The following is a 22431-nucleotide window of genomic DNA, read 5'->3' as shown; positions in this document are numbered from 1 at the left end:
CTTGAAAATTTTAAAATACTTTTATGGATCCTTCTTTATAACAATAATTGGTGTTGTTATTGCTGTATTTATTTATCCAAATGCTCCACTAGAAACAATATACTCGATTTTAATATTAGCAATACTTGAAATATCACTTAGTTTTGATAATGCTGTAATCAACGCAAAAATTCTTGGGCAAATGCCTCCAAAATGGCAAAAGATTTTTATATATTTAGGTCTACCTATTGCTGTCTTTGGAATGCGTTTAATATTTCCAATTTTACTAGTAAGTGTGACTAGCGGTATCAACTTTATAAGTGTAATTACTCTTGCTTTAGATAATCCACAACAATACCAAACTATATTAGAGCATTCTATGCCTTATATTTGTAGCTTTGGCGGTAGTTTCTTACTAATGGTATTCCTAAACTTTTTTCTAAGCGAAAATAAAGGACATCATTGGATACCTCTTATTGAAAACAATATTGTTACAAAAAAAATTCGTAATTATGATGGTGGCTACATTCTTTTTGCAATTATTATTGGAGTTATCACAATCCACTACGCTGATCCGAACTATCAAGGTAGTTTAGCTATTGCTTTTCTCTTGGGTATAATAGTTCATGAGAGTATTGGCCTACTTAACTCATTATTTGATACTGCTAAAGTTAGTAATTCAGATGTTGCTCGCAATGGTTTAATCGGTTTTATTTACTTAGAGATAATAGATGCTTCATTTAGTTTTGATGGTGTTATCGGTGCATTTGCCATCACTGCGAATATTATCATTATTATGATTGGTCTAGGTATTGGCGCGATGTTTGTGCGATCTTTGACTATACTATTTGTCGAAAAGAAAACACTGGCAAAATATATCTACTTAGAGCATGGGGCACATTATGCAATTGGTTTTCTTGCAGTAATATTATTACTAAAAATATTTACGCATATCCCTGAGTGGTTTAGCGGCTCAATTGGTATATTAGTACTTAGTTTAGCATTTATTCATTCTGTTATATCTCATAAAAAGTTACATAATTAAACTAGTTAACTCAGCAACATTTCTTGCAACATATTTAGATAAATTTATCACTTTTTCTCTCTCAACATGCTCCATATAAGCAATAAACTTAGCTGCATAGCCCTTTTCATATAACTGATAGTCTGTATAGCCATCACCAATTGCTATAACCTCACCATTAATTAAACCTTTAGCCTTATCAAATGCGCTTAACTTAGAGTCACAGGCGCCATTAGAGTTATCAAGCTCTTTAAAACTACCATCGCTATTCCAAATAGTCTCAACAGCAAAAATATTTTCTCGAGAAATATTCAAATAATCTGCAAATGGCTGGATACTTTCAGTTAAACCACCACTAAAAATCCATATTTCAGAGCCTTTAGTTTTGAGATTCTGAATTAGCTCTTTGATACCATCTGTTAGTAGTTTAGGGCAATATCTGTTACTAAACTCTTTTATACTCTGCTTAGTTGGGCTAGCAATTGCTAATCTTTTTTGTAGAGAATCTCTAAAACTGATATCTCCTTGCATCCCTAGGTTAGTTATATACTCTATCTCTTTTAATTTTGTTGGGGATTTTTGCAATATTGGTTCTAAAATTAACTCTAAAGACTCTTTTTTTATTAACGTCGAATCAAAATCAAAAATTATATTTTTCATAAAACTACTACTCTAAAAAAATTCCATGCAATGCAGGTGTAATTTAAATTGGTAAATATACTTTATATACTAGCGTTAAATCATTAGCATTTAAATAGACAATATAACTAAGTCTGCTATCTGCATCAATTACATTCACAAAAACCAAACCATCATCGTGATTTTGAGATTGTCGATTTGCAATAAATATCAGTTCAGAAATAAAATGACCAGCTTCATCTAAGTCAAATAAAAGTACTAGCTAGAGCAATGAAGCTGAGAAAAGCAGAAAAGGTTTTATATGATGCCCTTCAGAAGAAATATGCTTTGACAGATAATCTATAATAAAATGTTGTTAATCAACATCTGATACATATGTCATCAAATTATTCCAGATACTTTTATCAACCCAATATTTATAATGTTTATGTATATAGCCTCATTGAGCTCTTTGTTTTCAAAATATAAATACCGATTCTATAATTTGTAAAAGTCTAGACCTAATACAAGCGTTTTTGAATTATAAGAAAAGTTAAAATGGTTGATCAATTTGATTCTGATATATAATATGCAATTTGCATTAAGTATATTTATTTTTGTTCGCAAAACTATTTAAATACGATTAACATTTTTATGCAAAAATTTTGTTCATCGAAACTAATCTTGTAAATAAGTTAGTGTTTTTTTGTATCAATCTGGTGATCAAAATAATATAGACTTTTAATTTTGTTAACATCTATATTTCTTATTTGTTCAATAGTTATATCTAAATTATAAGTTTCTTCTTTAATTTTTACATTTTCATTGAGAATCCCTATTTTATCTAGGTATTTTAGTGCTAATAGGAATTGATCTAAAGTTGGCTTATAATGACCACTTCTATTATCTATATAAACGATCTTCCCGCTTTCAATTTTAATGTCCCCAGCACATACTATAGGTTTTGGTATTTGATTTTTATTTTTGCAAATAAAAGCATGACATAATTTGTTACCATTTTTGCCAGTATCTATATAAAAGTTACCATCTATATCTAAAACCCATATAAACATTCCTGAACCACCTATCTCTGAAACTATTTTTTTATTCTCAGCATTATAAATGATGCTATTCTTATCAATATTTTCATAGTTGCATTCGGAATTTATATCATCATATATACTAGCAGTGCTTATCAAAAAATTATTTTTTTTATCAAAACTATATTTTTTTTCTTTACCAAGCTGTTCTAGAGATAATTCACTTTCATAGTCTATAATTAGATCTTCAAGATTATATAAACTATAATTCTCTTTTAGGTCAATATCTTCACTGGCTTCATCATATATTTGATATAGTTGTGGAAATGTATTATCTTTCAAATCATAATCAAAACTATTTTTTAATGCTTTGACACTTATTTCCAGATATTCTTTTCTATTACTCAAAATGCTAAAAGCTTTTAAAAATGCTCTATCAATCTCATATTTCAATTGGTCTTCTGACATATTTTTTTCATAAAAATATGAGATACTATTATAATTAATATTATTCGAATCACTTACAATAGGGTTAACAACCCCATAAGGATTAAGTGTATCTTTTAATCCTTGAACCCAACTAGTGATTATAGGAGTTCCAACTGATAACAATTCCATAGCAATCAAACCGCAAGACTCTATTTTAGAAGGAATAATAGCCCAATCTGCGGCTGCTCTTAATAAATGTCCTTTTGAAATTTCAACTTTATCGCTAAGTTTTTCTTTCTGATCTTTCATTATGTTGTCATATATTTTTACATCTTCATTCATTTTGTATATATCTTGAAGTTTAATAATATGAAAATAAGAATTAGAATCATATGCTTGACCAGCAAGTACGACTTGCCCTCCTAGTTTTAACCATGAATCAATTATTATCTGAAAAGATTTTATTCCTTTCTCTTCTGAAAATCTCCCTATATACAATAATAAAGGCTTATCCTTAGAGCTAATAATATTATTTTCATATAGAATTTCTTTTATTCTTGATTTATTTAAATCAAAATCATCATTAGTAAAAGTATTCTGATCTAAACTGTATTCTTTATATAGTTCCTCATTAAAGAGAGAGTAATTGTTATAATTTATCCCATTTCTAACACTTCTCAAATAAGTTCCTTTTTCATCTAGTACTTTTTTGAGCCCATAATCAAGCCCATTTTGGTAGTCATAGACTAAACCTTTAGAGACAAATATTAAAAAATCTGACTCTATTATTTGAGAAGCCATAATATTTAGTTTTTCGTTAGTTTTATATTCCAATCCTAAATTTTTATATAAAAACTGGTCTTGTTCAATACCTTGTTCTTCATTTAACATATGCACATGAGAAATAACTTTTATTGGCTTTAAGCCTTTTTGTTTTCTTTCAATATTATATTTTTTCTTTATTAGTGGTGCTGCTAAACCAGAATGCCATGCATGTAAATGTAAACTACTAACATTTAAAAAATTAGCAAAACTTGCTACTGCAGAGTTAAAATACGCGATAGTTAAATAAGATGATTCTTGTGTATATATAGGTTGTTTATTAACCATATCTGAATTTTTCTCATCAGGCTCGATTAAAAACTGTTTATATTTATCGTTATAAAAAACTTTTGTATTCCTATTTTCTGTAAATACTTCATGATTTATGGTAGTTACCTCTATAATATTATCATCCTTATATTTCTCTTTTAAAAAAGAATAATACGGAATTATAGAGTAGGTAATATAACTATAACTACTACTATGCTCATATTCATTTAAACTTAAATCTTTAACAACCATTCCTAACCCACCGACTATTACATTATGACCCTCTAAAGCAGCGTGTAGAACGATTTTTTGGTTAGGAGTAGTAATAAACTCATATGGTAGCTTACTAGCAAAAAGCGAATTTAACCATAATATTGAGATAAGTAGAAACATTTGTAATTTTTTCATATTAAATTAAAATAGTTGTTTAAATAATTTTTAAAATATAGCAAATTTATCTTAAAAAATTGTTTAAATTTGTAATTTTTTGTATTTGAATAGTTCTCGTTATGCGATAGGTATAAGACCTTCTGTTTAGAAGCATTGTGTCAGAGACAATCAGCATACTCAGCAAGAAATATACTTACCAGTAAAAAGTTTCTATTATCAGATTTTAAGTTTAATTCTAATTATAAGCTCAGTTCGATAATTATTTCATAGATAAACTCTTAGAATTATTGATTAAGTAGTTACTTGCTTTATCTTTAGAAATATAGCCTCAATCGCCAAATACCAATCCTTTACACTACATAATTTAATGAAAAGGAGCTCCTTATTAACAATTTCACCAATATGGTCAGTTAATAGATACAACTTAAAGCCAAAAATCCAGTCAGTATTTTGCTAAACCGTCAAACATCTTATGTCTTGACTCTCTTAGATTATTACAAAGAGGCATTTTAGTAGCATCAACAAAATATAAGTCTTTATATTTACCATGATTGCTTGATATAAACATAATTAAAGGTGATATTGCTCTATCAATTAATTCTACAAAACGGTTATAAGATGGGGCTATAGTAAAATAATACTTCCAATAAATATTTATTTAATAGATATAATTTTTGTTACTTTGAGAACTATATAGTATTTCTAGGCCATTAAACCAGTGGCTACAAATAGTTTATTCATAAGCTTTTAATAAATACAAAACAGCAATAATTTGTATTATACTCTTTTCTATGTTTTATTCTTAATATCAAGGAACAAATGATTAGTTATAAAAAAATGCCACAAGGCGTATTACAGATAAATATTATTCAAATTTTCTCAACCGTTGGTTATGCGGTACTAATGGGACTACTTAATTTTTACCTTACAGATCATGGTGGTTTTACAAAAACTCAAGCAAATACTCTTACAGCAAGCTTTTTTGCCCTTAACTTTTTATTACATTTTTTAGGTGGTGCTTTAGGTGGAAAGTTTTTTAGCTTTAGAGGTCTGTTTTTAGTTAGTGTATGTCTACAGGTAGTTAGTATGTTTATGATCGCTGAACATAATCAAACTATGATAGTCTATGGCATGGCACTATTTATCACTGGTGCTGGGCTTAATGTCAGCTGTCTTAATATGATGTTAACTCAACTCTTTAAAACAGAAGATCATAACCGTAGAATTGCATTTTCTATAAACTATAGTTGTATGAATATAGGTTTTGTTGGTAGCTTTATCTTAGCTGGAGTGATACAAAGCTATGGCGCCTATACTATCGCCTTTTATACAGCTGCCGGATGCTTAGCACTAACAGTAGTTTTGCATCTACTAAATTTTAAAAACGTTGAGGATAAAGATACATTTTTCCATAATCAATTTTCAAAGTCTAATGCTCGTTTTTTAGTAGCTCCTGGAATAATCTTAGTATGCTTTTTATTTTCAATATTTCTAATCAGACATGCGGAATTTGGTAGCAACCTTGTTATATGCGTATTTATCTTAGTATTTATATATTTAGCTTTTATCGCTTTAAAACAAGAACCAGAGTATAGAGAACGCATAATTGCCTTTATGCTATTAAGTTCGGCATGTATGATTTTTGCATTTGTACAAGGTATGCAAAGCTCAGCATTAGAAAATTTTGTTGAGTTTAATACGAACAAGTCTTTATTTGGCATAACTATGGAGCCAGCAACTGTCAACACTTTTGAAAGTTTAGGTGTAATTATTTTTGGTTTCATGTTAGCAATATTGTCAAAACGAAGACTAAAAAATGGCACTACACTCCCACCAGGTAGCTTAATCACTAGAGGTATTGGCTTATATATAATAGCTTTTATGATGATACCGATCGGAATATTATTAGCCAACAAAAATACTGGTACTGTTAATGTTATCTTTCCAATACTATTACTGCTAATTGTTGCAGCTGGTGAGATCCATGTAAATGCTACTAGCTATGCTTTAGTTGGTGACTTAATCAAACCTATTCATCAGGGAATTTTTACCGGCTATATGTTTGTAAATGTGGCTATTGGTATTGTAATCGCAGGCCCTGTTTCCAATTATGCTATTGGTAACAAACTAAAAGCTGAAGATATTACTGCTTTAGGTACAAATCAAATGTACTCAAATATCTTTGTTTGCCTAACGGTTATTGCTGCTATTTTAACTATTATTTTCTTCTTAATTTCGAAAAGAATTAATAAAGTATTTGATAATATCAAAGAATAAATAAGTTCTAAAAAATATAAATCAGATTGAAAATATTTTATGTATTATCAATTAAAAATGTGCCTATTTTTTGGGTAAAAACCATATTTATAATCTTATCAAAGTTTATTAAGCTGTTCATTTTTCCAAGAAAGTACTTTATCCATACCAAATGCTTTATTTAAACTTGGTATTGTGTCTTTTAAATATTGTAGAGCTTTTTCTTTGTCTAGCTTATTTGATTGAGGATCATCTAAGATCTGAGCATTTTTAATAGCAGCAGCTATAGTACCTTTGCGTATAAATACTCCGTTGAATATATCACCATCTACCCCGTCCTTTAACATCTTTTCAGGTGTTACATAGTTACTTTCTTTCATAATAAGTCCTTCTTTATTCTATCATTTTTGTTACTTTTTTAGTTATTGAAGTAAACAATAATAATTTTAATCTTATATCCAATAAATAGTATTACTATATCATCCCAATCTTATAATTTATTAACTTCTTTTTTAAGTTTATATATAGCAAGATTATGTAATAAAGCCTACGAAAGTTGATATTTTGCGAGCAAGTTATAGATATCCAAAAATAATTAATTACCAAAGCTTTTAAAATTTACTTTTTTTCTATCGAAAAATTGCTTATTATTACACATCTTAACCAACTTATATAGAACCTAAAGATGCAAAAATCTTCAAAAAAACCTTTGGTTTCTATAAAGAACCTATCTAAACAGTTTGATGATGGCCACCTAGCTGTTGATTCTGTAAATCTTGATGTCTATCCAAAAGAATTTTTTTCTTTGCTTGGCGGATCTGGAAGTGGTAAAAGTACACTACTTAGAATGCTCGCAGGATTTGAAAGACCTACTGATGGTAAGATAATTATAGATGGAGTAGATATGTCAAATACTCCACCATACAAAAGACCTGTAAACATGATGTTTCAATCTTACGCGTTATTTCCGCATATGAATGTAAAACAAAATATTATGTTTGGTTTAAAGCAAGAGAAATCTCTTAAAAAAGAAGAGATTGAGAAAGCTACAGATGCCGCTTTGAAAATTATTAAGATGGACCACCTTGCTAAAAGAAAACCTCATCAATTATCTGGTGGACAGCGTCAACGTGTAGCTTTGGCAAGATGTTTGGCAAAAAGACCAAAATTAATCTTACTTGATGAGCCATTATCAGCTTTAGATAAAAATTTGCGTGATCAAATGCAGTTTGAGCTTGTAGATATTCAAGAACAAACAGGTAGTACTTTTATAATGGTAACCCATGATCAAGAAGAAGCCATGACAATGTCGACAAGAATTGGTATTATGACTGACGGTTGGTTAGAGCAAGTAAGCACTCCTTCAGAAATTTATGAGTTCCCTAAAAGTCGATTTGTAGCCAATTTTATTGGTAAAAGTACAATTTTTGAAGGTCGTGTAGAAGCAGTAAGTAGAACTCGAAGCATTATAACTTCAGAGCAAGCTGGTACTAATTTCGTATTAAGAAGAAATATAGAAGCTATTGAAGATCAAGAAATCTGGGTTGGATTGCGACCTGAAAAGATAGTCATAAGTAAAGACAAACCTGAAGATTACAATCCTAATAAACCTGTAAATTGTATTAAAGGTATTGTTGAAGATATTGCTTATATGGGCGGCTTATCTACTTACCATGTTAGGACTGCTAATGGCAATATAATTAAGTCAACTGACTTCAATATTGAGAGAAATGCAGATCATCCTTCTTGGGATGATGAAGTATATCTCACTTGGGAATCAGAAAATATCATGGTGTTATACTCATAATGCAAAACTTAGAAAAAAGCTTTAGACATACTTTAGTGTACTTAGTTCCTTTTGTATGGTTTATGGTATTTTTACTTATACCTTTTTTATTTGTCATAGGTATCAGTTTTACATTACCAGCAGATGGCACTCCGCCAGTGACTTCATTAATGACTTATAAACAATCAGCTCTACACTTTACATTATATTTAAGTAATTATATTGAGTTGATTCATTATAATCTAATATTTATTTCGCTACTTAAATCTTTTAAAGTTGCCTTTATAACTACTGCTTTGTGTATCTTAATTGGCTACCCTATGGCTTTAGCGCTATCTAGAGCTAAAAAAAATACTCAAATCTTCTTCTTAGTCTTGATTATTATTCCATACTGGACTTCATTTTTACTTAGAACTTATGCTTGGGTGACATTATTGGGTAACCATACTCTAAATCAATTTCTAATGGATTTAGGCTTACCAAGCATGGCTTTACTTTATAATGATTTTTCGATGTATTTAGGTATGGTTTATTGCTACTTACCATTTCTAGTATTACCACTATATAGTACCCTAATTAAAATCGACCCTAGTATCTACGATGCAGCTGAGGATTTAGGTTCTAGACCGATTAATTCTTTCTTTAAGATAACACTACCATTATCAATGCCTGGACTAATTGCTGGCAGCTTGTTAATATTTATCCCGGCTATTGGAGAGGTAGTTGTGCCACAAATTATGGGGGGTATGGATTCGTTAATGATTGGTAATGTTATTTGGGAAGAGTTTTTCACCTCTAATAACTGGGGCATGGCTGCTGCGATATCTGTAGTTTTAATAGTTGTACTAGTTCTACCTATCCTATGGATGCAACGCATTCAAGCAAAGAGAACTTTTGTTTAGGAGGATATAAGCGATGAAAAGATTTTCATTTAGTAAGATAATGCTTATATTAGGTTTGATCTTTTTATATATTCCGCTAATAATTTTAGTGGTTTTCTCATTTAGTAATTCTGAAATTATTAATTTATGGGGTGGTTTTACTTTTGACTGGTATCATGAGGTTATTAATGATGAAGATATCATAAATGCCACTTTTACTAGCCTTAAAATAGCTACTATTACCTCTGCAATAGCTACAATATTAGGTACTATAATTGCTTATGCAATGACTAGATTTAAATTTTTTAGATCTAGAAGTTTTTTATATGGTCTTGTGGCAACACCTCTTGTATTACCAGATATTATTCTAGGGGTTGCTTTACTATTGATGTTTTCAACCTTACAACATTTAATCGGCTGGCCACATGAGCGTGGTACAACTACTGTTGTGATAGCCCATGTAACCATGTGTACCGCTTATGTAACGATAGTAATGCAATCACGTATAGCTAGTGTAGATATATCTCTAGAAGAAGCTGCTCTAGATCTAGGAGCTGGCCCTATTGAAACATTCTTTAAAATAACTCTACCACAGCTAATACCAGCACTAATTACTTCAGCACTACTTACGTTTACATTGTCTATTGATGACTTGGTTGTTACAGAGTTTGTTGCGGGTAGTGATAACCCTACTTTACCAATGTATATTTATTCAACTGTAAAAAATGGTCCTACACCTGAGATAAATGCCTTGGCTACGATCATGATTGGAATTATTGTCGTTGGTGTCCTATTAGGCATGTTTATCTCTGCTAAATTCCAAAAAAGACAAAATGGTTAAGATTAAAATTTTAGGTTATTAAAGGTTAGTATTCAGATAATACTACTACCTAAAAAATGCTACTTGACCTTTATCTAGGTTCTGTACACAAAAATAGTTTTTTATCGTAGCCCAATAAAAGTAGAAGCTAGTTTAATCATACCCAGATATGCTGAAATGGTTTTATCCAACCTAGAGAATACTATCCTAAAATGATTAATTTTAGAAAAGAAATTCTTAATCAAATGTCTTTCTTGGACGGTATCTTTAGTAACAATAAAAGTAGGCGTATTATCGTTTATCTTCCAAAATGGTCCAGTTAAAATTCGACTCTTTAAAAATTTTTCTTAGATTATCTTTTCGATCTTATTGATCCTTGTAAAGCTTTACGAATTACCTCTGCTGCTGTAGTTGCATCACCCATAGCAGAACGAGCCATTTTTTCAGCATCTTTTTGCTTATAGCCTAATGCCAATAATGCATCAACCGATTCGTTAAATATTGAAGTTGCTATCACTGTAGGTGTTGGTACTTGTGGTGCTTGTGAGTCTAGGCTAGCTACTGTAGTACCTGAAGATTGAGCATAAATCTCATTGGCCATTTTTAATAACTTATCGTAAATTTCTACAACTAGGCGCTCTGCCGTTTTCTTACCAATACCTGGTACTGTAGCGAGTAAGGCATAATCTTTATTTTCAATACAATGTAATAGCGTTTTTGAATCCATTCCAGATAAAATAGCAATAGCTGTTCTAGCTCCTATACCATTAACTTTAATTAATTCTTGAAAAACTTTCTTATCAACTTTTGATTTAAAGCCATAGAGCTGCTGAGCATCTTCGCGAACTACAAAATGTGTATAGAGGCTAATCTGGCTATCAATATCACCTAATGTATAAAATGTTGTCATCGGTACAAAAACTTCATAACCAATACCATTTACATCAATAAGTAAAGCGGTTGGATCTTTCTCTATCAATACTCCTTTTATAAAACTTATCATCAATAATATCCTTTAGCCTCTTTGAATTCTTGATAATTTTAAGCTTACTATAAGTGCTGCTAAAAAAGCGATAGGCAGAATCGAAAGAGCTAGCGAAATATCTAAATTAAAACTATTAACTAAAACTCCAACAATAATTGGCACAATAAACCCTGAGAACATCACTACAGTGTTATTTATACCAAAAAATATTGATTTAGGCTTTTGTCCTCTATAGTTTGCTATCACAGTAAATGAAAGTGTCTGACCAGCAGCAGAACAACCAATCAAGAATAGTAAAGTCATACTCATTATTTGATTTAAATGTAAAAATAATAAAGCACAAACGCAAATAAATCCTAATAAAGAAACTACAAATAACATATTTATTCTATCTTTAAACTTATCATACATTAGACCAAAAAAAGGACTTCCAATACCAAGACCTAACCATAAAAAAGCCACCGAATAAGAAGCTTGAGTAATACTAAGTCCTTTAGTTTGCAATAAGCTAACTCCCCAAACAGCTCCTAATGTAGGTATCGAACAATAAATAAAGAAAGCGTAGAAATATATAGTAATTAATTTTTTATTTAAAAGATTACTTTTTATCTCACTATTTACTTCTTGCTTGCTCAAAGTTTCTGCAGCTTTAGTACCCTCTTTAACAAAAATCAAAATTAATACTGCTAAAAAAATTCCTAAAATAGCTGATATTAATATTACTAATCTCCAACTATCTAAATAATTTACAAAAAATAGTAATGGTCCACCAGCTAAAATAGGACCTAAAGTTCCTAATATTTGCGTAGATCCAGATAAAATACCCATATATTTCATCGGGAACCATTGTGTTGATATTATTAATAAACCTAAGAAACCAAACGCAGCACCAATTCCCATCAAACATCTTGCAAAAATAGCCACATATAAGCTAGATGTTAACGAAAAAAGCAATGCTCCTAACGCGCAAGTGATAGTAGCAAAAAATAGTGATTTTTTTATACCATATTTATCAAATAAAAATCCTACTGGCACTTGTAATAATGAATAACACAGGTAAAAAGCTCCACCAAATAATGAAAAGCTAAAAGCTGTCGCATGAAAACTATTAACTATATCTTGATGGAGTGAATTTGGCAACACTCTTAAAAAAAATTCATAAAAGAAAAATGTAGCGCCGATAAGCCATACTGTACAAGCTCGAATATAATACTTTGTGCCCATATAAAACAATACTGGTAAATTTTTATGATAAGGCTATTATAAGTTTGACATCAAACTTAGACAAATGATTTTTTTGATATTTCATTTAATTCTCTTTTGCGAAACTCTACTTGCTCCAGAGATTCTTGCTAATGATTTGCTACTATGGTAGTGACATATTGCTATCGCTAATGCATCTGCAGCATCCTCTGGGGGCTTTTTTGCTCAAACCTAACAAAGACTGTACCATATGCTGGACTTGCGATTTAGCAGCTCCTCCAGTACCTACTACAGCTTGTTTAATTTGTTTGGCTGAATATTCACTAACCTCTAAGTTATTAATAGCTAGTGTACACATAGCCACTCCTCTAGCTTGACCTAGTTTAATAGCTCCCATAGGATTCTGAAACATAAATATTTGCTCAATTGCAGCTTCAGTCGGTGCGTATACATTTATAATCTCGGTTATTCCATCAGCAATTTGCTTGAGTCTTCTTGGCGTAGTTATTTCTGTTATACGAATACAGCCACTTGCGACATAATAGATTTTATTATCTTGGACTTTTATAACTCCAAAACCTGTTATCCTTGAGCCTGGATCTATTCCTAAAATAACCATTTAATACTTATTTATAACTCTATGACTACAAGATTTTACTATAGATTAACACCAATATATAGAAAACTATCAATAATGATAGTCAAATATAAAATTCTAACCGATTTGCTCAATTAGCTCTTGAGTAAAGTTAGCATTTGAATAAACACTTTGTACATCATCTAAATCTTCTAGCTTATCAATAAGCGCTATAATTTTTTTCTGCGGTTTCTGTATCTAACTCTGCTTTTGTCTCAGCATCAAAAGTAATTTCTGCACTTTCAGAATTAAAACCTTTCTCAATTAAAGCCTCTTGTATATCAGAAAAATCATGCGGATCTGTGTATACATCTATACTACCATCTTCATGAGTAATTATATCCTCTGCACCAGCTTCTAAAGCAACTTCCATCAATGCATCCTCATCTACTCCAGGTGCAAATGAGATGATTCCTCTTTTAGTAAACATATATGCAACTGAACCATCTGTACCAAGGTTACCTCCACTTTTGTAAATGCATGACGCACTTCACCAACAGTACGATTACGGTTATCAGTCATACAATCAACAATAATTGCTACACCACCAGGACCATAACCTTCATAACGAACTTCTTCTACATTTGCACTTTCATCACCACCAGCACCTTTTACTACGGCTCTTTCGATAGTATCTTTACTCATATTGTTTGCTAATGCAGTTGCTATTGCAGCTCTTAAACGCGGATTAGCATCTTTATCACCACCACCTAATCTTGCAGCAACAGTTATCTCTCTAATTAGCTTTGTAAAGATCTTGCCACGTTTTGCATCTTCTTTTGCTTTTTTATGCTTAATATTAGCCCATTTACTATGACCTGCCATTTTTACACCTTTTATCTAAATATAACTAACTACTTTTTCTACTAATTTTTCAATTCCTTGAGCTGCCTCTAAGATATTTCTTGCACACATATATGCTGGTGTTGATATAACTTTGACACTCTCATCAACACAAATATCTGTAGCATCCATAATTATAGCTTCAGCGCCTTTTTTTGCTAGTATAGCCGTGGTATTTTCATCTGTACCAACAGTAGCTTTTGTGCCCTCTGGATATACCAGTGGTATCATCAACGGTGCTATACATATATAACCAGCAGGCTTATCAGCTAGATAAAAAGCTCGTGCAAATTTTAAAACTTCTTCATCCATTTGATAACTATCATCACCAACAAAAGCAAAATCCATAATATTTTTAGCTGCTCCAAAACCACCTGGAAAGATTATCGCATCATAATCATCACTATCTGCATCTGCTATATCAATGACATTACCCCGAGTAATTCGTGCTGACTCTTCAAGAATATTACGCGCTGAGGCTTTGCTATCTACAGATTGGTGCAAATGATTAATCACCTGCTTTTGATCTCTATTTAGCGCGACACCTTGCCATTCTACTCCTTGTTTTTCTAATGCTAATATTGTCAATACAGTTTCGTATATTTCTGAACCATCAAGATAACCACATCCAGATAATACTACCGCTACTTTTGCCATTTTTATTCACCTTTATATATTTTTTGATTTTACAAATCTAAATTATTTCTTTTGAAAACTCTATCTGCTCTATAGCTTGATCTTACCATAGGTCCTGATGCTACTTCTAAGAAACCTTTTTCAAGACCAACTTTGCGATACTCTTCAAATTGCTGTGGAGTCACAAATCTCTCAACACTCAAATGATGCTTTGTCGGTTGCATATATTGCCCTAGCGTGATTATATCAACGCCTACACTTCGCGCGTCATCCATAGTTTTGTAAATTTCTTCATCAGTCTCACCTAGACCTACCATAATACTAGTTTTAGTAAGCACATTTGGTGATTTTTGTTTAACATATTTTAATAAATTTAATGTTTGCCAATATCCTGCACGTGGATCGCGTACTGGATGAGTCAAACGCTCTACAGTTTCGATATTTTGTGCAATTACATCTACTTTTGTATTTATGATTTTATCAATATTTTCGTTAATACCAGCAAAATCTGGAGTTAATGCTTCTACTTTAATATTCTGATTAAGATTTTTGATAGCTGTAATAGTTGCTGCATAATGCCCAGCACCGCCATCTTCTAAATCATCACGATCTACAGATGTTAATACGACATACTCAAGTCCCATAAGCTTAACACTTTGTGCAGCATTTATAGGCTCGTCTTTATCTAACCAACCTTTTGGATTACCTGTATCTACAGAACAAAACTTACAAGCTCTAGTACATACACTTCCCATTAGCATAATTGTTGCTGTACCATGGGACCAACACTCATTAATATTTGGACATCTTGCTTCTTCACAAACAGTTGAAAGTTTATGTTTTTTTGTTATAGATTTAACTTTTAGATATTCTCTAGAATCTTGTTTTTGCACTTTCAACCAATCTGGTTTACGCACATGCACAGTATTCTCTTTCTTATTTCTAATACCATCTTTGACAGCATGAAAACCATGATCCGTAGTATATTTAGTACCACTTTCAACTTTAACTTTTATATTAGATATTTCTTTCATAATATTTCTAGCATATTAACTTAAGCTATAATTTCCCTACATTATAAAAGATAAACGCCTATTTATAAATAATTAGTTTAAGATTCTCTCTATTCCTAAGTTACCAGCTAATTATTATGATTATTAAACAATTTTTAATATTATAAATTTGCAGATACTTTCAAAAACCTTTAGACTTTAATAAAAAATGAAAATAAGGAAGATATATCATGATATCAAAAAGATTATTAGATGCTTTAAATGACCAGTTTAACTATGAGTTAGAATCAGCAAATATTTATTTAGCTATGGCTGGTTACACTGCAGATCTTGGTCTTGGCGGCTTTACTAATTGGTTTATGGCGCAGTATGAAGAAGAACTTTTTCATGCAAAAAAAATCATGAAGTTCATCAATGATAAAAATGGTCGTATCGAAGTCAAATCTGTTGCAGCACCGCAAAATAAATTTAATTCATTACTTGAAGTTTTTGAAGCGACTCTTGTACACGAACAAGAAGTCTCTACTAGATTTTATAACTTAATGAATATAGCTTTAGAAGAGAAAGAGCACTCTACTAAGAGTTTTCTTCAGTGGTTTATCGATGAACAAGTGGAAGAAGAAGCAACTGTTGGCGATATGATTAATAAAATCAAACTTGTCAAAGACAGTGGTTTATATCTACTAGATCAAGAAGCTGCTAAAAGAAACTTTAATGCTCCTAGTCTATAATTTTATACAAAATCTATATTTCTTATTTTCATAAATCTTATTAAGAAGTATGCTAAAACTAGTACTAAAATTCCGATTAACATAACACTTAAACTAGTATCAAAGAAATAAGTTTTATACATATTAGCGCTTTCTAAAGCACTAATTCCATCTTTTGGAAGAGCAACCACTTGATTAAACAGACCTGTTATAGAATTTGCCATAGAAGAGGATATATACCAAGCTCCCATTGCAAAACCAATAGTTTTACTATCACAGTATATGCCAATCATACTAAGTCCAATAGCACTTACAAATAACTCTGAAATAGAAATTAGGACATATGATAATGTAATGTAGTTACCACTTACAATACCATTATTGTCTATAGAGAAGCCATAATACATTATGAATAAACCTGCAGCTGCTAATAATACTCCTACAGCGAATTGATATGGTATATAAAATCTTGGAAACATTGGATATATCCTCATTAAAAGCATACCACCAGATATTATCAAAATTGGATTAACTATCTGATAACTCGCAGCATTAACTTTAAAACCAAACATTAAAAGATCTGAGTTGTTCTTTGCTGCCATTACAAGAGTTGATCCCATTTGATTATAAATGACAAAAAATACTACAGCTACAATTATCAGTATCAGCCCTACCACCTGCTTCAAACGTACATCACCATCTAAGAAAAATATTGTTCTTAATAAAAATAATAACAAACAAAACATACTAATACCGGCCACAACTATATTTGCATAGTCTGGATAGTGATAGCAAATAACTGTAAATATATATACTATAACCAAATACCATAACACAACTTTTTTAGCTATGCTTGTCATTGGCTTTTTATCAATGTCATCAATAACATTATCATAAATTTTATATCTATACGAAAAATTTGTTATTGCTAATAATTTCCCAATAAAAACTATACTTAATACTGCTAGTGCACCAAATTTATAATTGGTTAATGAAGGAGCTACTATATATGCAAATAGACTACCTAGATTAACAGATATATAAAACATTGTCATACCACTTTTTGCATGTACAGGATTATCGCTATATATTTTTGATACCATTGCAGATGCTGTTCCTAGCTGTAAAGATCCACATACAGGAACTAAAGCAAATGCAAAAATAAAAAATTCATCACTAAGATGGACCACAAAACCACTTAAAAATACAGCCAAATATGCAAAAGCTAATAGCAGACTTCCCCAAAATATAGATCTTCTTAAACCTAAATATCTATCAGCTATATATCCTCCAAACATGATAATTGCGTAATTCATTGCCTTATAAATGCCTTGAAATGAATAAGCATGACTTTCTGAAAAGCCAATACCATAATCTAATACAGATCTCGTCAAGTATAAGATTAAAATAGCATTGAAACTATAAGTTGCAAATTGCCCCCAAAATGTAATTGCTGCGATTGTAAAACTTTGTTTTGATTTTAGATCTTTAAACATAGTATTTCCTAAAGATAATAAATTTTATACTAATGACTTTTTAAAGAAATAAAAATAAAGATCTAGCAAGTTATGCACTTTTTAACACAACTGCTGATTACTTAAACAAGTTTATCTAATCTCAAGAAATGATATAATTAACGCAATAATTATGAATATATGGTAACAAACAATTATGAAAATATATCTATATCACCATTGTCCTTACTGTATAAAAGTAAGATTAGTTGCTGACTTAAACAATTTGAACTATCAGATGATAATCTTAGCAAATGATGATGAAAAAGCTCATATCGATAGAATTGGCTCAAAACAAGTACCTTTTTTAGAAAAAGATGATGGCACTTTTATCAAAGAAAGTGATGAAATTTGCAAGTTTATTGCCAAGACTCAGAATTTTGAGATTGCGGAATCAACTATTGATGATTTCGTCAAAGACCGTATTGACGATCTAGAGCCAAATTTTCGTAGAATTGTATATCCTCGAATTCCTCATCATCCACGCAATGAATGTGACTTCCCAACGCAAAGTGCTAAAGAATATTTTATAAATAAGAAATCCCAATATATTGGTGACTTTGATGCTTTACTTAGAAATCCTCCTTATGACTCAATCAGAGCAATAAACCAAATACTTGCAAAAATTGATCCTTTTATCAAAACTCCTTTTATCAATGGTGAAAAGTTTTCTTGGGATGATATAAATATTTTTCCAATATTTTTTATCCTAACAATGGCTAGAGATTTGCTTGAAATACCAACGAATATTACCAACTATATCAAAAATATCGAAGCAAAAACAAACATAGAATTATACTAAAATGATTATATCCATAGAAGCAATTGATAAAGTATTACCTCAAACACAATGTCAAAAATGTACTTATCCTGATTGTTATAGTTATGCTAAAGCTATCACAAATGGTGAAAAGTATAATAAGTGTATAACAGGTGGAGAAAAAACTTTAAAAGAGCTAGCAAAACTTTTAAATAAACCTGAAATACCATTAGATAGCTCGCTAGGACGAGAAAAACCTCGAGCTGTTGCAAGAATTGATGAATCAATGTGTATTGGTTGTGAGAAGTGCTTACTTGCTTGTCCCGTTGATGCTATAGTAGGTGCAAAAAAACTCATGCATACGGTAATTGAAGCGGAATGTACAAGCTGCGAGCTATGTGTAGAACCATGCCCAATGGATTGTATATCTTTGGTAGATTTAGCTGTAGATAAACAACCAAATAATCTAAGTGAGGATGCTTATACAACTCAAAAAAATCACTATCGTGATAGGTACGAATATCACAAGCAGAGAGTAAATCAGACAAAGACTAAGCAAAGAGAAGTTTACAAAAATATCGCAACTGCTCAAGAAATTGATAAAAAAGCCTATATAGCTGCTTCATTAGCTAAGTTTAGAAATAAAAAGAAATCTTCATTAACCAATGAATAAGCAAAAAAGAATCCAAATTTTTGAAACATGGAAACAAAATGACCCCAAACCAACAACAGAGCTTGAATATACATCTAATTTTGAACTTCTAGTTGCAGTAATTTTATCAGCTCAAGCAACTGATGTTAGTGTCAATAAAGCTACGAAAATATTGTTCAAAGTTGCAAATACTCCGGAACAAATATACGCTTTAGGTGAGCAAAAATTAGCTGAATATATAAAATCTATAGGTCTATATAAAACCAAAGCCAAAAATGTCATAGCAACATCTAAAGATCTAATTGAAAAGTTTGATAGTAAAGTACCAGATAATTTTGATGAACTAATATCTTTAGCTGGTGTGGGCAGAAAAACAGCAAATGTAGTGCTTAATACTGCATTTGGTAAGCCTACTATGGCAGTTGATACACATATTTTTAGGCTTGCAAATCGTATCCCATTAGCTAAGGGCAAAAATGTCAACGAAGTTGAAAAAAAGCTTTTGAGAGTTATTCCAAAAGAGTATCTACAAGATGCTCATCATTGGATAATTCTACACGGTAGATATATTTGTACCGCTCAAAGACCAAAGTGTCGCAACTGTATTATTTATGACTACTGTGAATTTAAAGATAAGGAAAAATATCGATGATCCTCTCTCAAGATAGATACCAATTACGTAAACTTTTTATCGATAGCTGGGATAAGTTTGTCAATGACAAGCCTTTAACTGCATTAGAAGAGCAAATAGCTAGGATTATAGAGCTACATCCAGAGTATCATAAACAGATTAAAATTGATAATATTGATAAAGACTACTCTCCTGAAATGGGACAAATAAATCCTTTCTTACATATAAGCTTACATTTAGCGATTATTGAACAAGTTCAAACAAATCGTCCATTTGGCATAAGCAATGTATATCAGCAACTTCTAGGTAAATATAACTATGATGAGCATAAAGTACATCATATTATGATAGACTATTTAGCAGAGGAAATGTGGAAATCACAAAAGTATAACACTCTCCCAGATGAACAAAACTATTTAACTAAACTACAAGAGTTAGCACTTATATAATGAGAAATTCTACAAAAATTTCAAAAGTAAATATTAATTTTAACCAACCCAGGGGTTTACATATCATTGCTTTTATGTCTTTTTGCTTATGTTTATGTATAGCTCCTTTTATGACGATATTAAACGATTACGGCAATATTAACTTCTTCTATAATCGCAATGATTATTTTTTTGTAATATTTTTTGCTGGGATTTTTGGTTGTATAAGTAACTATATTTTTGGCTCAACTAAATCAATTATTCATGGTTTACAATTCATCATAGTAGCTATTATTTTATCTTTTATAAATAATATGATCCTATTCAGCTGCGCTGCGCTGTGGATTGGACTTGCGATAGTTATTGTAAACTTACTTTTTAACTTAAGTGCTTTTTATCTCAAGACAGATATTCGTAGAATATATGGCTTTATTGGTGTATATTCAAGTGCTTTACTTGGAGTTGCCGTAGGAATTATTATATATTTTTTAATTCTCAAAAGTATGTACTATTTTAAAATTCTCTACTTTTTTATAGTTATATTTTTGTTATTATTTTTCCTTAAAAATAGTTATAAGCTTAATACTTCATTAACAAGTCAAACAGAAAGAATAAACATAAGCTTTTATGGAGTACTTTTAATCTTTTTTATATTTGCATTTATACTTTTTTATTTGCTTGTTAATCTAAATGTTTTTAGCAGTCTAAACTTAGTTATCTTACCTCTATCACTAATATACTTACATGTCCTTACAATTTCTAATAACAAAGAAAATGGTAAAAATCTTTTAAAATATATCTACTTTAGTTTAGCACTTATAGTTATAAATAAAATCTTTTATCTTAGTTTTCTAAGATACGAAAATGTAGTAGATCCAAAATATCTAAATTCTGCGATTAGTACTTTTTTATTTTTACTAGCTGGTTATTTATTATGCATAATAGTGTATTTTGGCTGGAGATTTAAACTTATAACTTTGCGTATTGAATCAATTACAAACTCAAATATTATAAAAATTATGTTGTATATTGAAGCTATCAGAGTATTTATCTTAATAATAATTTTTACAAATAATATCCTAGTCAGCAATATAATGATTATGATTGCTACAATCTTAGCTTTGATTTTAAATATTTTCATTGTCCCAATATATTTTTCTCTTGGCAAAATACTTGCTGGCGGTAAAAATGAAATTATTACTACAACACTACTATATTTAATATTCTCATCACTAATATTTGTATCTTTTTTATATGATATTTCTATTAGTTTATAAATAATTTTCTTGTAATTATAGCTTCATACCCCATATTTAACACTATACAATTATGCTATAATTAATTTCTAATAAGCTTTTATTGATTATATAAAACAAATTTGAAGGAGAAAAAATGAATAACTTTGAAAATAATACTCGTGTAATAGACTCACTCTCTCAAGAGTCTGTGCTAAGAGCAAACAAAGTTCTTAGAAATACATATTGGTTGTTATCTATGACACTACTATTTAGTGCTTTTACAGCGTTTATAGCGATGAGTACAGGCGCAACGATAATGAACCCATTGCTGATGCTAGTAGTTTACATTGGTTTACTATTTGGTATTAATGCTACTAAAAACTCACCATGGGGCATAGTTTTAACTTTTGCTCTAACAGGACTTTTAGGCTATTCATTAGGTCCTATACTTAATATGTATCTTACTATGTTTAAAAATGGTGCTGAGCTAATCATGATGGCATTTGGAACTACAGGTCTTATATTCCTTGGTTTATCTGTAGTTGCAATGAGCCCTGCGAGAAATTTTAATAGATTAGGTTCATTCTGTGCTATCGGTGCTATTGTTGCATTAGTAGCTTTAGTAATTAATATATTTCTACAACTTCCTGCTTTAGCTTTAGTTATATCGCTAGTATTTGCATTTATATCTGGTGGTTTTATATTATGGCAAACAAATGCTATCGTAAGAGGTGAGGAAACTAACTATATCTTAGCTACTGTAAATATTTATGTATCTTTATTTAATATTTTTGTAACTCTATTACAAATCTTTGGTGCTGTAGCTGGCGATAGAGAATAATTTATATTATCATTTATCTAAATTT

21 protein-coding genes and 4 pseudogenes are annotated in these 22431 nt (G+C 30.5%); 12 read left to right on the top strand and 13 right to left on the bottom strand.

The window, feature by feature from the left end:
- The first annotated feature begins 1 nt into the window (after nucleotide 1).
- A complete protein-coding gene (locus tag FSC454_RS04700) occupies nucleotides 2-1024 on the top strand; it encodes a DUF475 domain-containing protein (RefSeq protein ID WP_066046389.1) in 1023 nt (340 codons plus the stop codon).
- Here the strand turns inward: FSC454_RS04700 and FSC454_RS04695 are convergent.
- The 4 genes and pseudogenes from FSC454_RS04695 to FSC454_RS09970 form a co-directional block, all read right to left on the bottom strand.
- Entirely contained in the window at nucleotides 1013-1663 is a 651-nt protein-coding gene (locus FSC454_RS04695) for an HAD-IB family phosphatase (protein WP_066046390.1), read from the bottom strand. The two genes, FSC454_RS04700 and FSC454_RS04695, sit on opposite strands and share 12 nt — an antisense overlap.
- 43 nt (nucleotides 1664-1706) lie before the next feature.
- Entirely contained in the window at nucleotides 1707-1847 is a 141-nt protein-coding gene (locus FSC454_RS09660; protein WP_231865159.1) for a hypothetical protein, read from the bottom strand.
- 469 nt (nucleotides 1848-2316) lie between these two features.
- Complete coding sequence (locus FSC454_RS04685; RefSeq protein ID WP_071794798.1) at nucleotides 2317-4590, bottom strand: glycogen/starch synthase; 2274 nt, start codon at nucleotides 4588-4590, stop codon at nucleotides 2317-2319.
- Between the two features lie 313 nt (nucleotides 4591-4903).
- Nucleotides 4904-5230 (bottom strand): annotated as a pseudogene (locus tag FSC454_RS09970) (transposase); the annotation flags it as partial.
- Nucleotides 5231-5391: 161 nt separating this feature from the next.
- On the opposite strand from FSC454_RS09970, the gene FSC454_RS04680 reads away from it, so the two are divergent.
- Nucleotides 5392-6849, top strand: a complete 1458-nt coding sequence (locus tag FSC454_RS04680) for an MFS transporter (RefSeq protein ID WP_066045445.1) — start codon at nucleotides 5392-5394, stop codon at nucleotides 6847-6849.
- Between the two features lie 98 nt (nucleotides 6850-6947).
- Here the strand turns inward: FSC454_RS04680 and FSC454_RS04675 are convergent, their stop codons facing one another.
- Nucleotides 6948-7208: a hypothetical protein gene (locus FSC454_RS04675; protein WP_066045448.1), complete on the bottom strand. Its 261-nt coding sequence runs from the start codon at nucleotides 7206-7208 to the stop codon at nucleotides 6948-6950.
- 305 nt (nucleotides 7209-7513) lie between these two features.
- Between FSC454_RS04675 and FSC454_RS04670 the strand changes: the two genes are divergently transcribed.
- Genes FSC454_RS04670 through FSC454_RS04660 form a run of 3 tightly spaced genes read left to right on the top strand, consistent with a single transcriptional unit; the run spans nucleotide 7514 to nucleotide 10336 of the window.
- Nucleotides 7514-8635, top strand: coding sequence for an ABC transporter ATP-binding protein (locus FSC454_RS04670; RefSeq protein ID WP_003015139.1), 1122 nt, complete (start codon nucleotides 7514-7516; stop codon nucleotides 8633-8635).
- On the top strand, nucleotides 8635-9516 hold the full coding sequence (locus FSC454_RS04665) for an ABC transporter permease (protein WP_066045451.1): 882 nt from the start codon (nucleotides 8635-8637) through the stop codon (nucleotides 9514-9516). Before FSC454_RS04670 ends, FSC454_RS04665 begins: the two co-directional genes overlap by 1 nt.
- A gap of 13 nt (nucleotides 9517-9529) precedes the next feature.
- A complete protein-coding gene (locus tag FSC454_RS04660) occupies nucleotides 9530-10336 on the top strand; it encodes an ABC transporter permease (protein ID WP_066045453.1) in 807 nt (268 codons plus the stop codon).
- Between the two features lie 101 nt (nucleotides 10337-10437).
- Here the strand turns inward: FSC454_RS04660 and FSC454_RS09655 are convergent.
- From FSC454_RS09655 to lipA, 7 genes and pseudogenes are all read right to left on the bottom strand, one after another.
- A pseudogene (locus tag FSC454_RS09655) lies at nucleotides 10438-10572 on the bottom strand (IS5/IS1182 family transposase); the annotation flags it as partial.
- A gap of 95 nt (nucleotides 10573-10667) precedes the next feature.
- Nucleotides 10668-11318, bottom strand: a complete 651-nt coding sequence (ruvA, locus tag FSC454_RS04655) for a Holliday junction branch migration protein RuvA (protein WP_066045456.1) — start codon at nucleotides 11316-11318, stop codon at nucleotides 10668-10670.
- 12 nt (nucleotides 11319-11330) lie between these two features.
- Entirely contained in the window at nucleotides 11331-12524 is a 1194-nt protein-coding gene (locus FSC454_RS04650) for an MFS transporter (RefSeq protein WP_066045458.1), read from the bottom strand.
- Between the two features lie 81 nt (nucleotides 12525-12605).
- A pseudogene (gene ruvC, locus FSC454_RS04645) lies at nucleotides 12606-13122 on the bottom strand (crossover junction endodeoxyribonuclease RuvC).
- 96 nt (nucleotides 13123-13218) lie between these two features.
- Nucleotides 13219-13965: pseudogene (locus FSC454_RS04640) on the bottom strand (YebC/PmpR family DNA-binding transcriptional regulator).
- Between the two features lie 15 nt (nucleotides 13966-13980).
- On the bottom strand, nucleotides 13981-14640 hold the full coding sequence (gene elbB, locus FSC454_RS04635; RefSeq protein ID WP_014548448.1) for an isoprenoid biosynthesis glyoxalase ElbB: 660 nt from the start codon (nucleotides 14638-14640) through the stop codon (nucleotides 13981-13983).
- Nucleotides 14641-14669: 29 nt separating this feature from the next.
- Complete coding sequence (lipA, locus tag FSC454_RS04630) at nucleotides 14670-15653, bottom strand: lipoyl synthase (RefSeq protein ID WP_066045466.1); 984 nt, start codon at nucleotides 15651-15653, stop codon at nucleotides 14670-14672.
- A 209-nt stretch (nucleotides 15654-15862) separates the two neighbouring features.
- Between lipA and FSC454_RS04625 the strand changes: the two genes are divergently transcribed.
- Nucleotides 15863-16363, top strand: a complete 501-nt coding sequence (locus FSC454_RS04625; protein WP_014548450.1) for a ferritin — start codon at nucleotides 15863-15865, stop codon at nucleotides 16361-16363.
- Between the two features lie 2 nt (nucleotides 16364-16365).
- Here FSC454_RS04625 and FSC454_RS04620 read toward each other — a convergent pair whose 3' ends face one another.
- Nucleotides 16366-17838: a peptide MFS transporter gene (locus FSC454_RS04620; protein WP_066045469.1), complete on the bottom strand. Its 1473-nt coding sequence runs from the start codon at nucleotides 17836-17838 to the stop codon at nucleotides 16366-16368.
- Between the two features lie 175 nt (nucleotides 17839-18013).
- On the opposite strand from FSC454_RS04620, the gene grxB reads away from it, so the two are divergent.
- From grxB to FSC454_RS04590, 6 genes are all read left to right on the top strand, one after another.
- Nucleotides 18014-18658, top strand: a complete 645-nt coding sequence (gene grxB, locus FSC454_RS04615; protein ID WP_066045472.1) for a glutaredoxin 2 — start codon at nucleotides 18014-18016, stop codon at nucleotides 18656-18658.
- A 1-nt stretch (nucleotide 18659) separates the two neighbouring features.
- A complete protein-coding gene (locus FSC454_RS04610) occupies nucleotides 18660-19289 on the top strand; it encodes an RnfABCDGE type electron transport complex subunit B (RefSeq protein ID WP_066045474.1) in 630 nt (209 codons plus the stop codon).
- The gene (gene nth, locus FSC454_RS04605) at nucleotides 19282-19920 is read left to right on the top strand and encodes an endonuclease III (protein ID WP_066045476.1); all 639 of its coding nucleotides are present in this window, start codon (nucleotides 19282-19284) and stop codon (nucleotides 19918-19920) included. The genes FSC454_RS04610 and nth overlap by 8 nt, the downstream gene beginning before the upstream one ends.
- A complete protein-coding gene (locus FSC454_RS04600; RefSeq protein WP_066045478.1) occupies nucleotides 19917-20348 on the top strand; it encodes a DUF1841 family protein in 432 nt (143 codons plus the stop codon). The genes nth and FSC454_RS04600 overlap by 4 nt, the downstream gene beginning before the upstream one ends.
- Nucleotides 20348-21604 carry a hypothetical protein gene (locus FSC454_RS04595; RefSeq protein ID WP_071794797.1) on the top strand — a complete coding sequence of 419 codons (1257 nt, stop codon included), beginning with the start codon at nucleotides 20348-20350 and terminating at the stop codon, nucleotides 21602-21604. The genes FSC454_RS04600 and FSC454_RS04595 overlap by 1 nt, the downstream gene beginning before the upstream one ends.
- Nucleotides 21605-21719: 115 nt before the next feature.
- The gene (locus FSC454_RS04590; protein WP_014548457.1) at nucleotides 21720-22406 is read left to right on the top strand and encodes a Bax inhibitor-1/YccA family protein; all 687 of its coding nucleotides are present in this window, start codon (nucleotides 21720-21722) and stop codon (nucleotides 22404-22406) included.
- The last annotated feature ends 25 nt before the right edge of the window (nucleotides 22407-22431 follow it).

This window comes from Francisella hispaniensis FSC454, from assembly GCF_001885235.1.
GTDB classification, from domain to species: domain Bacteria; phylum Pseudomonadota; class Gammaproteobacteria; order Francisellales; family Francisellaceae; genus Francisella; species Francisella hispaniensis.
This window is presented reverse-complemented; position numbering and strand designations above follow the sequence as displayed.